Here is a 14,373-nt window from a genome sequence, read left to right on the forward strand (position 1 = left end):
TTACAAAATTACCTGACCAAGGTTTATCTAGGTTAGCTACTAAGGCACAGTAAATCAGGTGAATAGCACACGCCCTTGGGTCAAATTGATCTATAACAACTAAAGCAGCCTCTTCGGCCAGAGTTTCTGGTTGTGAGGTTTCGGGATTATCTGTTACATAGTAAAAGATTTTTCCTTTTCCACTTTCAACTTCTTTTTCATAGCTGAAAGTACTACTTGTTTCAGTTTTCCATGATAAATTCATTTTTTGAGATAAGACTTCAGCAACTCCATGCAAAACTAACGACAACGCAGCAATACTAGTCTGATCAGGAAATAAGGAAGCTTTTTTGAATTGTCGGGGTTTAGTTGGATACTGGTTATTTAATAGTACCTTTTGCTCATCTTTCTTAGAGGATGTCTGAAAAGTAATTTGCTTTTCTAATTTAGCAATCTGGTCTTCTACGATTTCTTCACCTTCAGCAACATTAGTTTCGTTTGGATTTGGATTACGGGAAAAGGTAATTCCTATTACCTGCTGAATTAGATGCGAAAATTTTTTATGTAACGTTTTTGCTAACTGTTTCATTTATCTAAAAATACACTGCTCACGTAGGTAAAAATGGTAGACAATAACTGTGAGAACTGTTGGAATATAACTTCATCCAGCAGTGGCACGCCGCAATAGGATTAGTTATATGATGTCCAGTTTGGAGTAGGGACTGAAGTCCCCAAATCGAGGATTAAAGTCCTGACTACGAGCACAAGTCTATTCTCACCTAATACGGCAAAGTGCGTAGGCGTAGCCCGCCGCAGGCATCACTCAGTTTGGAGTGGGGACTTCAATTCCTAAATCGAGGATTAAAGTCCTGACTACAAGCACAAGTCTATTCTCACCTAATACGGCAAAGTGCGTAAGCGTAACCCGCCGCAGGCATCGCTCAATAAGAAACGTTGCAGTATAAAAACATTAGACTACAACGTTTTCACCAATAAGCTTAGAGAATATTTTATAAATATTTAAAGCTGACATCGAGTGTCAGTAACTCTTGCCTTGGGCACAGTAGTTCAAATAAAAATCCCTGCCATAGTGGACAGGGATAGTAATTTCTAGCTAAAGCTTGTCTGACTAACTAACAAAATCTTTATGGGCAGCGACAAGCATCTGAGCCTGCCTTAAAACGTTTCCGAATAAATAAATAGGAATCTGCCAAGCAGCAACAGTAACTTCTTTGACTATATCCTGTACACTAATTGCTATTAATTCATGCTCTGGCGGCTCTCCTTCAACTGTACCAGACCAAGTAAAAGCTAATAAGAAATCATCGTCTCCAGGCAGAGAGCCAATCAAACATTCTTCTGGTGTGGGCTGGCAAATAATTCCATGATCATTTGCAAGTTCTACTAGTCTTTGAAAGTTGTTTAGGTTCGTCATCTGTCTTTTGGATGTAATTTAATCTCACTTTGAGAAGAAATCATATTTTTACCTATATAACTCAAGTTAGTTGCTCTATCCCATAAATTACGAATTATTAATTATTTGGTCAGAGTTAGAGTTATTTAGAGTTGGATCAGGCTTAAGTTCAAAATCTTACCGCGATCGCCTGGTTCTATCAGCAACAATTGCTACTGTTTTAAAAAAACCTAGACTACCTACTTTTTCAGTTGACCATATTTACATACACCTCCCTTCGTTACCATTTCAATATTGATGCCTTAATGTCATCCAGGCTGACGGAGTGCATTGAGAAATGCATAAACGCCTAGCGGTGAGGGAGTCGCAGTCTTCTGTCCTCCCACGGTATAAGACTCAACTCGGGCAGCTAAATTAACAGACTGCTAATAACTGTATATTGAGCGCGTTTTTGAGAACTAACATTTTCCAGCACAACCTCGCCTGTATTCATTCCAATTCCCATTTCGAGGATTGGCAAATTCATTTGCTGATGAAAGTTTGTTCACTTGCTGCATTGCCAATTGCATGGCAATAACACAGGTGATCGCTCGTTGAAAATCATCTTTGCGACTAATTGGCGTACCAAATATTACAAAAATACCATCAGCGATAAACTCATTAATCGTGCCTTTATACTGGTTTATCACATCTGTCATTGTTCCCAGATAAAGATTTAAAATCTTTACTACTTCTTCAAGTAGCAATTGTTCAGAAATAGCTAAAAATCCTCTTAAACAAGTTTTCAATGCGTAAGTCCTGAAAATATAGGAATGGTTTAATCTATTTCATATTGATAATGCCTGGGTTCTAGATTAGTCAGGTGAATAAAATCAAATATTCCAAAAAGCAAGATCAGATTTTACTTTTCAACTAGGAACTATTGGGCATGGGGCATTGGGCATGGGGCATTGGGCAATAATCAATAGTTCTTCTTCCCCTGCCTCCCTGTTCTCCCTATTCCTTTTGGTCACAATATGGCAATATATAAAGTTGTAGCTAACCGCCTACGTAGAGGTTTAACGTGGATACCATTGCAATTCCTGCTTTAAATCGGCCAGTGGATGCCACAGTAGAAATTCCCGGTTCTAAAAGTCTTACTAATCGCGCACTGCTCGTTGCTGCTTTGGCACAAGGTGACTCCATTTTAGAAAATGCCTTATTTAGTGAAGACAGCAAGTATTTTGCCAAATGTTTAGAGCAATTGGGCATTCCCATTACTTTGAATCCTCATCAGGCACAGATCCAAGTGGCGGGAAGAGGAGGCGATATTCCAGCTAAACAAGCAGATTTATTTGTGGGTTTGGCAGGCACAGCAGCACGGTTTATCTCGGCGTTGGTGGCATTGGGGAACGGCGAATATCGCCTAGATGGCGTTCCCCGGATGCGAGAACGACCGATGGGTGACATGCTGACGGTGCTGGAAGCGGGTGGAGCAACCGTTAACTTTGAGGGAAACTCCGGGTTTATGCCCTATACCCTCTATAGTCGGCAATTCGCTGGCGGAAATTTTCGCTTGAAAGCGAACCAAACAAGTCAGCAACTTTCAGCATTGCTGATGATTGCGCCTTATGCTCAACAAGATACTAGCATTGAGGTTGAGGGGACATTAGTTTCTCAATCTTACGTCAAAATGACCTGTCGTTTGATGGCAGATTTTGGCGTAGAGGTGATTCAAATCAGCGATAATCAATTTCAGATTAAAGCGGGTCAACGTTACCAAGCTCGACATTACACAGTAGAACCTGATGCGTCAAATGCTTCTTACTTTTTTGCCGCCGCCGCCGTCACGGGTGGACGGGTGCGCGTCAAACATTTGACCAAACAATCGTGTCAGGGTGATATTCTGTGGCTGAATGTTTTAGAACAGATGGGTTGCCAAATTAAAGATTCGGATGATTACACCGAAGTAACGGGGCCGAAGCAATTGCAAGGCATCGACATTGATATGAATGATATATCAGATTTAGTGCAAACATTAGGAGCGATCGCGCCCTTTGCCAGTTCACCTGTTACCATCCGCAATGTGGAACATATTCGATATAAGGAAACCGATCGAATTCGAGCTGTTGTCACAGAGTTGCGTCGGTTAGGAGTTGAGGTTGAAGAATTTGCAGATAGACTGAAAATTGAGCCTGGCCCGATTACCCCAGCGGCGATTGAAACCTATCACGATCATCGAATGGCGATGGCTTTTGCTGTCACTGGGTTGAAGGTTCCAGGAATTGTAATTAAAGATCCTGGCTGTACAGCGAAAACCTTTCCAGATTACTTTACCCGATTCTTCCAAATGTTAGAACAATAAGAGATTGACTAGAAAGAAAAAGGTACAAGCCCCTAAATTTATTTATGGAAAAAGAAAAAATGTATTTCGAGACGTGCAACGCAAGAAATACGGCGCGGAGGCGGAGACACTCCGCCTCCGCTCCTTGTTATAAGCCCCTAAATTTATTTATGGGGTTGTTACTTTTGACTTTTGAATGAGTGACTTTTGACTTCCCCGTTCGCGCAGCGTCCCGTAGGGAAGGGGCTGACCAGTATTCTCGTAGGGGAGCCAGTGCGTTGCGGAGGTTCCCGACGCTCGTTCGCCCTTGGCGTCTCCCCTTCTCCCAAAGGGAGAGGCTAGCGCCAAGGGAGATGACTCGCTCTAAGCGATAGCTATGCCGCAGGCTTTACGCTGCGCTATCCGTTGTAGCAACTGGCGTTGTGTTATGCCGTAGGTTAACGCACCAACTCTTTTTACCTTTCGGATCAGCGCTACCAACCTTCAAGGATAGGGCTGAAACTCTATGCCTAACAATCACTTCAAAATTTTTAACATAAATATCTTATACCGATTACCTGTGAGGTTGAATAGAACAATTTGCTCAAGCCTCAAGCTTGGACAAGCCTGATTTTATTCAGTTTCACAAATAATTGGTATTAGTTATTGGTTAAGTCTTTCATTGGAAAATTTAAATTCGATTTTATTTTACCTCTAATTAAAGTTTGCTTAAACTCCTGATTCTAAAATAGTGTGACTCCAAATAATTGGAGACTTATTGATTTTTCTGAAAAAGGGAAAAAGTATTGATTTTCATCACTGTTTTAATCAGTGATGAATACCCATTTGGAAATAAGTAAGTTAGAAACAAACGATTTCTATACCTTGCAGTGTGCATTGCTTACAAAGTTTATGATGAGGAAAACTGAGATGAAATTGGTTCCACAATTAGTGCTTACTGCTGCTACTTTGACTTTAGGTTTTGCTACTTTAGAAGCAAAATCTGCATCTGCTGCAATTATTAATTACGCTTTCACAGTTAATAGTCCCATAACTAAAGGAAATGGTTTTTTTAGCTTTGATGACTCAACTTTCAGTAATGAAGATAATCCTGTAGATACCATTAAGTCGCTCTCTTTCCAATTTGACGGTGACTCTACTGTTTATACTGAAAAAGATGACACCAAATATCCAGAATTTCCCCTGGTATTTCCAACCACATCTTTAACAGGAAAAACATCTTTAGGATTAGACTATCTGTTCAACGATAAATCTAATCCTTCCAGTTCTATAAGTTACGAAATCATTGGTGATGATTTTACAATTTTCTCTAGAACCTCTCCAGATGCTGAACCGATATTAGGTAGAGTTTCGTATACACAAATACCGGAACCTACGCCCTTAATTGGTACTCTCTTTGCTTGTAGTCTGGGCTGGATGATGAAGAGAAAAGTAACATCAATGAAAAAGGTTAGATTTTAACCTTGGTTAAGTTGATATTAACGCTTTCTTTGCCAAGGATTAATCTCTTCCTAATATGCTTTGATGTGGCAAAACAATATCTAAGACATTGATACCAGAAGAAAAAGTTGGGAATTAAAACCTGATTTTGGTAAGGGAGTTAGTTACGAAGTTTGCCTAAGACCACCCTGCCTTCTTCGTGTTAGCTGTTGCTGCGTTTTAACTTACCTGTTAGTCAGGAGTAGAGAATGGTAGATTACCGGAATTTTGAGCAGTTACTACACAGTCGAATCAAACGACGCAACTTAATTATCGGGGCAGGAGCATTGTCTGGTTTGGCGATCGCTAACCAATTTTCTAATCAAAGAGCGATCGCTAGAAACAGATTTTCCAATTATCCTTTCACTTTGGGTGTAGCGTCAGGTGATCCCTATCCCAGTAGCGTGGTGATCTGGACTCGTCTCGCTCCTGAACCCTTAAACGGAGGTGGAATGCCATCTGCTAATGTGCCAATTCGCTGGGAAGTAGCTACCGATCCCGACATGAGGCGCATTGTCTCCAGAGGTACGGTACTAGCAACTCCCCAACTAGCTCACTCAGTTCGAGTTGTGGTAGAGGGACTGCAATCTGATACTTGGTACTGGTATCGGTTTCTTGTCGGCCAAGAAGCTAGCCCCATTGGCCGCACTCGTACAGCTCCTCTCGCAGGTGGCTACTTAAATAAATTAAACTTTGCCCTTGTCTCCTGTCAGCACTATGAGCAAGGGTACTATACTGCCTACAAATATCTGGCTAAGGACGACCTCAGCTTGGTAGTGCATGTTGGCGACTACATCTATGAAGGAGGAATTTCAAAGAATCGCCCCAGACAGCATAACAGTGCAGAAATTGTGACTTTGGAAGATTACCGCAACCGTCACGCCCTCTATAAAACCGATTCCAATCTGCAAGCAGCTCATGCAGCGTTTCCCTGGATTGTTACCTGGGATGACCATGAGGTGGAAAACAACTACGCCAACAACATCTCAGAAATTGATACTGAACCAGATCAGAATCGGGCAATCTTCCTGCAACGGCGGGCTGCTGCTTATCAGGCTTACTACGAACACATGCCACTGCGCCCCTTCTCGCGTCCCGTTGGCCCTGATATGCAACTTTACCGTCGGCTCTCCTTTGGTAACTTAGCTACTTTCCATGTCCTAGATACCCGCCAATATCGCACCGATCAGCCCTGTGGTGATGGCAATAAAGAACGTCCTTGTGGAGAAGATCCGAATGGAACCATTACTGGTAAGCGTCAGGAAGATTGGCTATATGATGGTTTAAATCGCTCACAGGCTAAGTGGAACGTTTTGGCACAGCAAGTTGTAGTTGCTCAGATAGACACAAAAGCAGGGCCTGGCGAAACCTACAGCATGGATAAGTGGGATGGTTATGTGGCTTCCCGTGATCGCCTCATGCGTTTCTTAGAACAGCGCAAACCATCTAATCCAGTAGTTTTATCAGGCGATATCCATTCCAACTGGGCAATGAATTTAAAGGCTGACTTTAATAATCCAGAATCTGCTACAGTCGGGAGTGAATTCGTCTGTACTTCAATAACCTCCGGTGGAGATGGGGCAGATACCACCCCAAATGTTCAAGCTTACTTACCCGATAACCCACACATTAAGTTCTTCAACGGTCAACGGGGGTATGTTCGCTGTGCGCTGACTCCCACAACCTGCAAGACAGACTATTTAGTTTTATCAAACGTCACGACTCCATTTGGGACGATTAGTAAGCGGGCTTCATTTGTAGTTGAAGATGGTCGTCCCGGAATACAGCAAGTCTAATCGTTTAATTCCCAGGTATTGACACCAGATAATCACAGATGGATACAGATAAATCATTAGTGTTTATCTGTATCCATCTGTGTTTTCATTTTCAGAAAATTGACTTTTGCAAGTCGATGCTTTCTAGCGTTAACTCAATCGATAAGATTAGCGATCGCACTTACAGCCGCCATATTTTTCTCAGACTTGGACGTTACCTCATTTTTCGACCCCTGAGCAGTCAGAACGTTGGAGCGATTTAATGCCTTTACTCTGGTGGCAGTTGTGGTTAGCTTCGTATGGTATCAAAGATTGCCCTCTACCTTCTCCCATTCGTGAGAGGCTAGCGCCTGCCGTAGGATGCCCAAAAGGCTGTAGGCAACAACCTTGCCGAAAATTATCTCCAGGTCGAGTTGCTAACTCCTTTGCAGCCGTTTTGGCTCGGATTGGAACACCTGCACCTAGCCCCAAACAAGCGAGGAAAGTCCCCTGGTTGGACTTCCGGTAAACCCAGAGCGCCACGGACTCTTATCCCATTGTGAAAAAAGCCTTTACCAAGCCTAAAAAAGTATCTAAAAATACTGCTTAACGGCTTTTAATTACTTTGATTGCTCTGGTTTCATTTCATTGTTCAACATGGAATCAATTGGTTTAGATGTTGAGCTATTTTTGCTTGCTTTAGTCTAAACTCCAGTGGATAAAATATCTATTCAAAATATTTATACTTTGCAGATGCTTCAATTATTTAGATAAATATACTTCAAGATTTAAATAGCTAAAAAAGAAATAGCTTTTGTTACTAAATCCCCGTTTTCACTACATATTTACCACTACCTTTTTCCATTAAGGTAGATAATCCCTATCTCAAAACTATTGCTACTTGAAAATCCTACCTTTTTTATTGTCAGAAAAAGAAATTGAAAATTCGTTGTGGCTCAGATCCTCTTTTCACAGTATAAATACTACCTAATTGGTATAAATATATTTTAATTACTGAAGGAAGGATTTAGCGATACCTGCGGCACACTGCGTGAACACTTGTTTTTGACCAGACCTCACAAAATCGCATTGCTCCCTCGCCTGACTGAGGAGTGCCACTGTCTCAGTCAGGCTGGTCACTTTCCCTCAAGTTCATCCAGCCGTTGTGTCAAGACAAACTGCCGCTCTATCTAGGGTTTTTTGAGTTCGTTCACAATGTTAAGAAACGGGGCAAAACCCTGTTGCCATCTTTATTAGAGTGCCTTCTTCATTAGATCCCTGGAATCCATAAAGAGCCGAGATTTTTTACCACCCTCTCAGAGTACTGTCTTGAGCACATCAGGCTTGATCAATTCCGCTTGCGCTTGATCCATACCAACGCCCTGCTAATTCGTCCAGTTGATCAATGACTTCCATTAGTTCTCTTCCGCGTGGTGATAAGCCATAAGTAACTTCTGGTGGAATTGTCGGCTTGTAGTCACGGTAGAGAATGCCTTCGGCTTCTAACATCCGCAGCCGTTCAGTTAACACTTTGGTGGAAATTCCACTGACCTCACGCTGCAATGCTCCAAAGCGAGTTGGACCCTTGTTATGCAACACCCAAATCAGGTAGAGCGTCCAAGGACCAGACAGCAAGCGCATGAGAACGCCAAAAGGACAATCTTGATGTTCATTGTAGGACATAGATAGTAATTCAAAACACTACTACTTACTTTAGAGAAACTACTTTTCAAAGTAAAGTAGCTACCTTTAGTATAAAGAAGAAATGACCAAAACCAAAGTTTTTACAAACTTTGTTGAATCAGTCAGTTGTTGTTTCAACTAGGTTTAGCAGCGGATTTTTTCTATGTCCCATATTCTACATTTGGATACCAGCGCCCGCGCTGAGCGTTCCATCTCACGTACGCTTGCGTATGAGTTTTTAACCGCCTGGAAAGATAAGCATCCTGATGACATTGTGACTTATCGCGATCTCGGACATCAAGCCATTCCTCATGTCACTGAAGCTTGGATTGCTGCTGCCTATTCGTCTCCGGCAGACTACACCCCCGAATTGCAAGCAGCAGTTCGCCTTTCGGACGAACTAATTGATGAACTGTTAGCAGCTGATCGTTATATAGTGGGACTGCCGATGTACAACTTCAGTGTACCTTCGGTTTTCAAAGCATATATTGACCAGGTTGTGCGCGTGGGTCGCACCTTTGCAGTGGATTCCAGCGGCTATACAGGGCTGGTCAAAGACAGAAAAATGCTAGTGATTACGGCTCAAAGCGGTAGCTACCGACCCGGAACGCCAATGGAAGCTTATAACTTTCATGAACCCTACCTGCGAGCCATCTTCGGACTGATTGGTGTCACCGACATCTCATTCATCTATGCTGATGGGCTGACAATGGGCGATGAGGCGCGGGAGAAATCGGTTGCCGCAGCACGAGTAGAAGTTCAAAGTATGACTGCTACCTGGTAGAGACGCTATAGGCGTTGCTGAATAAACAGTGTATGTGCTAAGAAACGTTGCGTTGAACTAACTTACAAGAATGCTCAGCCTTGCTGCTGAGAGACTGGAGATACATTATGAAATACGCCATCATCGGTTCCGGCAAGATCGGCTCTGCGCTCGCCCGTATTTTCGCTCGCAAGGGTATCGAAGTTGCCGTCGCGAACTCTCGTGGTCCCGAAACGCTTGCGTCCTTGACGAAGGAACTCGGCGCAACCATCCTTCCCAAGGACATCGAGACTGCTCTTCAAGCTGAGATCATCTTTCTCGCTGTCCCTTTCGCCGCTCACAAAGATGTTGCGGAGCGGTTGAAGCAGTGGAACGGCAATATCATTATCGATATGACAAATGCTTTCGGTGTTGCTCCGGATGAATTGGGAGATCTCCTCTCATCGGAGGTCATATCAAGAGCGTTTCCCGGTGCACGCTTGGTGAAGGCTTTCAACCATCTTCCTGCGGCACAGCTTGGAACGAATCCGTTCGTGGAGGGGCAGAGGCAGGCCGTGTTCGTGTCGAGCAATGACGCCGATGCCAGCGCGACCGTTGCGGCTGTAGCAAATCAGCTTGGCTTTGCTCCAGTCGAACTCGGAAGCCTGGATCAGGGCGGCGTACCCCTTCATGTTCAGGGCGGACATCGTGGCGGCCTTCTATTTCAGAATCTGGTCAAGCTCGGCTGATTGCAGCAGTCACTTGAACGGCAAGCTCGTTCGCAAGTCCAACGGAAGAGAGGAGATTAGTCATGAAAGTAGGCTTTATAGGTGCCGGTACCGTCACAAGTACGTTTGGCCGTCATTTGTTAACCGCTGGTCACAGCATAGTCGTATCAAATTCAAGAGGACCGGAGACGCTTGCTAATTTTGTTGCTGATCTGGGTCCAGGCGCGATTGCGGGGACGAAGCAACAGGCTGCCGAATGCGATGTCGTCATTCTTGCCACGAATTGGGTCCGTGTGGCCGATGCTCTAAAGGGAGTTGATTGGCGAGATCGCATCCTGCTCGATGCAACAAACGCACATGTGGATGCTGTGCCGGACATTAGTCTGGCTGGCGTGACCAGATCGCGTGCCGCATTGAAGGGGCGCACCTCTAGCGAGATGGTTGCTGAGATGGCAGTTGGCGCGCGGCTCGTTAAATCGATCAGCAACATGCCAATGGCCTGGATACAGGATTTCTCACCGAACAAACCCCGCACAGTAATCTTCACTTCCGGCGACGACCACGAAGCTAAACAGCTGGTGATGGAGTTGATCAACAGCACCGGCTTGGTCGCGGTTGATCTCGGTTCCCTAGCAACGGGTGGTGCAATGCATGAGGTCGGCGCTCCACTATCTGGCCTCGACCTCCACTTCGTCCGCCGACTTCGGTGAGAGCGCCTTTGACGCAACGGCAGTTGGAAGCGTAATAAATTTATGGTATTTATACTACATTGTAGTATGTTTTTTCCAGCTTGACGATGTTATATCATGTCCGGGAAATCACTTACGATTAAGCTCCGATGTTAATCCACCAATGAAAACCAGTTAATCCTTGAATTAAATCTTGCTGTTGAAGCAGAGTTTTGCATCTATGAAATAAAACTTCCTCCAAATCATTGAGGGTTTCAAACGATTGATTTACAATCGGTTCGTCTACCATTGTCCACAATCTAACTGAAGAGTTGTAATTCGGGTGAATCAGAGGGTAAAAATGTAAAGCTCGCCGGACAGAGTATCTGCCCGGCAGACTTTACGTTAAATGTAACCCTTCGGGAATTTCCAAATCATGGCTAATATGCCACCCGGCTCGGTCAACGGCTAGAATAATCTGTTTTTTAGCACCTAATTCAAATTCACGAGCAAAGTCTGCTAAAACCCGACTAAAAAGTTTGGTATTGACGTATGGCAGAATCCACGCCTTTTGTTTCTCCGCTTTTAGGATGTACAAATGTATACTTTCCATTTCTATTTAAATCTCCAGTTGACATTGGCAATTGGCGTTTCTCCCTCAGGTATATATATTCGTCGCAGAACTGGCTTGAGTCCTAAACGGTGTTCGTCTTCACCGGAGGCGGAGCGTCTCCGGCTCCGCACCAAAGTTGAATTTCAGCCTCTGGATGCTTGGTTTGGAGTTCCTCAACCTCTGTAGCTAGTTTTTTTTCCAGGCTGATTGCTCAAAAAAATCACTTTTAGTGTGACATGGGCGAGGTACTCGCAGTCTAAAAGTCATCTGCGGTAATATCTCCCATCCTCTTTGTCGGCTAACCTTTGTCTGTGTGACTTCACTCAACCAATCTGCCACTTTACGACCATTCCATAATCCTCCATCTGGAGCATTGTCTTGTAAAACCTGCCAGAGCCGTGCTTGCTCAACATCCTCAATTAGGGGCTTTGCTCTTTGATTTTGACTTCGGTGATCGCATAGCCCAGAAATGCCCAACTCGTTATACCTTTTTACCAATGCGTAAATCCATGTTCTCCTATAGCCCGTTATTTCCTCTACTTCAAGAGTTTTCTTGCCTTGCGCTACTAACGGGAGCAACGCGATTTTCTGAAGTTGGACTTTAAACGAGCGTTCACGCAGTGTGCCGCAGGTATCGCTAAAACATACATTTAAGTAAGAAGTTATTTTATTAACATAAAATTTACTGAAGAACATGACAATTAATCTTGATGAGCTATCTCAAAAAGATTGTTAACAGTTAATCACGTAAAAAATTGATGCAGTTGTACACAGCACAGTTGCCACCAACAGGACAACTGGTATTAGCCGGAGATCATACAGCTTGGCCTTGACCTGATGCGCGGACATTAAAAGACCCTACCTACGAACATCAAGCTCAACCCATGTCCGGTGTAAAACCAGTGACAGTGGGGCAAGGTTACAGCACAATAGCCTGGATTCGAGAAACCGAAGGAAGTTGGGCATTACCGTTATTGCATGAGCGCATCACAAGTTTTGACAATCCCATCACCAAGGCCGCTGCTCAACTGGAACTGCTGTGCCAAAATCTGCCAACTCGTCCCTTATCTTTATGGGATACCGAATACGCCTGTGCCAGCTTGATCACACAGACGGCAGACATTGCTGCGGATAAACTAATGCGATTGCGTTCCAACCGTGTGCTTTCTGGTGCGCCCCCACCTTATACAGGTTGTGGTCGTCCTCGTGTCTGGAGTGATAAGTTTAAGGTCAACGATTCGACAACATGGTGCACACCAGAGCAAGCTGTAGAAGTCAACGACCCAAAATTAGGGTAGTTGTGCTTACATCTGTGGTGTAATCTTCATTTTCAACAGTCTGCCAAGTTCAACATGGAATCAATTGGTTTAGATGTTGAGCTATTTTTGCTTGCTTTAGTCTAAACTCCAGTGACAAGGGAATGCTACAAAATGGCTTTTTGCGATCGCACGATGTTTTCAACCTCAACCTGCAAGCAGAACTGTTAGTACTCAGCGCCTGTAAAACCGGACTGGGAGAAGATATGTCGAGCAGATTTTTCTTCAGCTTTTCTTTATTCACTCAATGTTGCATTTTCTTAAACATCTGTTACATTGCTTTACATACAGTTACAACTGCTACAACACTTGAACTTTGGAGTTTTACTCATGTCAGGTTATAAGAATCCTGCGCCTATTGTTTCAGAAGATCCTAATGCTGTGCGTTTTGGCTTCACTCCTCAGAGTGAAAATTGGAACGGTCGTCTTGCAATGATTGGTTTTGTATCTGCTATTTTGATTGAAGCTTTTTCTGGTCAAGGCTTACTCCATTTCTGGGGCATCCTCTAAATTGATGTAGGCTTTTCCCCTTTACCTAACACTCATCTCATGTCTGGTGAATTATTGGTGATTCCTACGTAACCTCTCCCCCAGCCCCTCGCCTAGTAGGCTACTGTGTATACACAAGTCTGAAATAGCTGATTAACTGAGGTTTTAGCGTCAGTTTTACCCCACCCTAACCCTCCCCTTAGAAAGGGGAGGGAACAAGAAATCAATCTTGTCTCCCCCTTAATAAGGCAGGGCTGTTTCATTCCCTAAAAGGGGTAAAATAGCAAGGGTTGAGGGGAAAAAATTATGGGTGCGGCTCTGGTAGAACATTTGAAGCAAGTGGAAGATTTGAGAACGACTGATGGTCGAAGACATCCACTGTGGTTAGTATTAGTGTTTGTAATAATGGGCACGATGAATGGATATGTTGGATATCGTGGATGGGGAGATTTTGTTAAACGGCATCGTCGGATATTAATAGAAAAGTTTGGCATCCAAAAACATGGAGTACCCTCTTATTCGACGATCCGACGTGTAGTCATGGAAGTAAACTTCGATAAACTGGCGGAAAAATTTAATACCTGGGCACAAAATTATGTTGATTTAGAGGTATCAGAATGGTGTGCGACAGATGGTAAAAGTATTAAGGGTACGGTGAAACACTACGATTCATCGAGTCAAAATTTTGTCAGCATAGTATCAATCTTTGCTTGTAAAAGAGGACTTGTTGTCGGGATGGAGAAATTTGAAAATCAGCAAAAAAGTGAAATCCAAGTTGTACAAGATTTAATCACAGCCTTGGATCTACAAGGTGTTGTCTTCAGCTTTGATTCCTTACATTGCCAAAAAAAACTTGCAAAATAATTATAGAAAGTGGCAACGATTACGTTATTGCGGTTAAAGATAATCAGCCAAAACTACATAGCCATATTAAACGCATTGCTGCCCTAAGAAAACCGACAAGTCGTGTAGTAGAGACAGAAAAAACTAGAGATAGAGTTACAACACGTACTGTAGAAGTTTTTCATGATTTAAATGGAATTGACCCAGAATGGACTGGAATAAAATCTTTAATAAGGGTCGAAAGATTTGGAACCAGAAAGGGAAAAAAATATTATGAGATTGTCTGTTATACAGCAGATTGCAGGTAACTGAGGTACAGTGATATCAGTACATTAACGGGTG

General features: G+C 43.3%; 14 protein-coding genes and 3 pseudogenes. 12 read left to right on the forward strand and 5 right to left on the reverse strand.

The genetic code is table 11. The features are described 5' to 3' along the window. From Q0541_RS11020 to Q0541_RS11030, 3 genes and pseudogenes are all read right to left on the reverse strand, one after another. Positions 1-568: pseudogene (locus tag Q0541_RS11020) on the reverse strand (hypothetical protein); the annotation flags it as partial. A gap of 540 nt (positions 569-1,108) precedes the next feature. Further along, complete coding sequence (locus Q0541_RS11025) at positions 1,109-1,414, reverse strand: hypothetical protein (protein WP_298909598.1); 306 nt, start codon at positions 1,412-1,414, stop codon at positions 1,109-1,111. Between the two features lie 353 nt (positions 1,415-1,767). Further along, positions 1,768-2,169, reverse strand: a pseudogene (locus tag Q0541_RS11030) (adenylate/guanylate cyclase domain-containing protein); the annotation flags it as partial. A 287-nt stretch (positions 2,170-2,456) separates the two neighbouring features. On the opposite strand from Q0541_RS11030, the gene aroA reads away from it, so the two are divergent. The 4 genes from aroA to Q0541_RS11050 all read left to right on the forward strand — a co-directional run bounded on the left by aroA (position 2,457) and on the right by Q0541_RS11050 (position 7,478). Continuing rightward, positions 2,457-3,737 carry a 3-phosphoshikimate 1-carboxyvinyltransferase gene (gene aroA / locus Q0541_RS11035; protein WP_298909601.1) on the forward strand — a complete coding sequence of 427 codons (1,281 nt, stop codon included), beginning with the start codon at positions 2,457-2,459 and terminating at the stop codon, positions 3,735-3,737. An 888-nt stretch (positions 3,738-4,625) separates the two neighbouring features. Further along, positions 4,626-5,177 (forward strand): PEP-CTERM sorting domain-containing protein, encoded by a 552-nt coding sequence (locus tag Q0541_RS11040; RefSeq protein ID WP_298909604.1) that lies wholly within the window; start codon positions 4,626-4,628, stop codon positions 5,175-5,177. A 227-nt stretch (positions 5,178-5,404) separates the two neighbouring features. Beyond that, complete coding sequence (locus Q0541_RS11045; RefSeq protein ID WP_298909607.1) at positions 5,405-6,991, forward strand: alkaline phosphatase; 1,587 nt, start codon at positions 5,405-5,407, stop codon at positions 6,989-6,991. A gap of 241 nt (positions 6,992-7,232) precedes the next feature. Further along, the gene (locus Q0541_RS11050) at positions 7,233-7,478 is read left to right on the forward strand and encodes a hypothetical protein (RefSeq protein ID WP_298909610.1); all 246 of its coding nucleotides are present in this window, start codon (positions 7,233-7,235) and stop codon (positions 7,476-7,478) included. Positions 7,479-8,287: 809 nt separating this feature from the next. Here Q0541_RS11050 and Q0541_RS11055 read toward each other — a convergent pair. Then, positions 8,288-8,632, reverse strand: coding sequence for a helix-turn-helix domain-containing protein (locus tag Q0541_RS11055; RefSeq protein ID WP_298909613.1), 345 nt, complete (start codon positions 8,630-8,632; stop codon positions 8,288-8,290). 163 nt (positions 8,633-8,795) lie between these two features. On the opposite strand from Q0541_RS11055, the gene Q0541_RS11060 reads away from it, so the two are divergent. The 3 genes from Q0541_RS11060 to Q0541_RS11070 all read left to right on the forward strand — a co-directional run bounded on the left by Q0541_RS11060 (position 8,796) and on the right by Q0541_RS11070 (position 10,812). Continuing rightward, entirely contained in the window at positions 8,796-9,416 is a 621-nt protein-coding gene (locus Q0541_RS11060; RefSeq protein ID WP_298909616.1) for an FMN-dependent NADH-azoreductase, read from the forward strand. Between the two features lie 107 nt (positions 9,417-9,523). Beyond that, positions 9,524-10,123: an NADPH-dependent F420 reductase gene (locus tag Q0541_RS11065; protein WP_298909619.1), complete on the forward strand. Its 600-nt coding sequence runs from the start codon at positions 9,524-9,526 to the stop codon at positions 10,121-10,123. 62 nt (positions 10,124-10,185) lie between these two features. Next, positions 10,186-10,812: an NAD(P)-binding domain-containing protein gene (locus Q0541_RS11070; protein ID WP_298909622.1), complete on the forward strand. Its 627-nt coding sequence runs from the start codon at positions 10,186-10,188 to the stop codon at positions 10,810-10,812. A gap of 118 nt (positions 10,813-10,930) precedes the next feature. On the opposite strand, the pseudogene Q0541_RS11075 reads toward Q0541_RS11070, so the two are convergent. Then, a pseudogene (locus tag Q0541_RS11075) lies at positions 10,931-11,983 on the reverse strand (IS630 family transposase); the annotation flags it as partial. A 284-nt stretch (positions 11,984-12,267) separates the two neighbouring features. Here Q0541_RS11075 and Q0541_RS11080 point away from each other — a divergent pair. The 5 genes from Q0541_RS11080 (at position 12,268) to Q0541_RS11100 (ending at position 14,339) form a co-directional block, all read left to right on the forward strand. After that, on the forward strand, positions 12,268-12,681 hold the full coding sequence (locus Q0541_RS11080; RefSeq protein ID WP_298909624.1) for a hypothetical protein: 414 nt from the start codon (positions 12,268-12,270) through the stop codon (positions 12,679-12,681). Between the two features lie 83 nt (positions 12,682-12,764). After that, a complete protein-coding gene (locus tag Q0541_RS11085) occupies positions 12,765-13,043 on the forward strand; it encodes a CHAT domain-containing protein (RefSeq protein ID WP_366941857.1) in 279 nt (92 codons plus the stop codon). Next, entirely contained in the window at positions 13,030-13,209 is a 180-nt protein-coding gene (locus tag Q0541_RS11090; protein WP_298909629.1) for a chlorophyll a/b-binding protein, read from the forward strand. Before Q0541_RS11085 ends, Q0541_RS11090 begins: the two co-directional genes overlap by 14 nt. Positions 13,210-13,494: 285 nt before the next feature. Next, positions 13,495-14,052: an ISAs1 family transposase gene (locus Q0541_RS11095; protein WP_298909631.1), complete on the forward strand. Its 558-nt coding sequence runs from the start codon at positions 13,495-13,497 to the stop codon at positions 14,050-14,052. Then, positions 14,028-14,339, forward strand: coding sequence for a hypothetical protein (locus Q0541_RS11100; protein ID WP_298909633.1), 312 nt, complete (start codon positions 14,028-14,030; stop codon positions 14,337-14,339). The genes Q0541_RS11095 and Q0541_RS11100 overlap by 25 nt, the downstream gene beginning before the upstream one ends. The last annotated feature ends 34 nt before the right edge of the window (positions 14,340-14,373 follow it).

This window comes from uncultured Nostoc sp., from assembly GCF_937863485.1.
In the GTDB taxonomy this organism is placed as follows: domain Bacteria; phylum Cyanobacteriota; class Cyanobacteriia; order Cyanobacteriales; family Nostocaceae; genus Nostoc.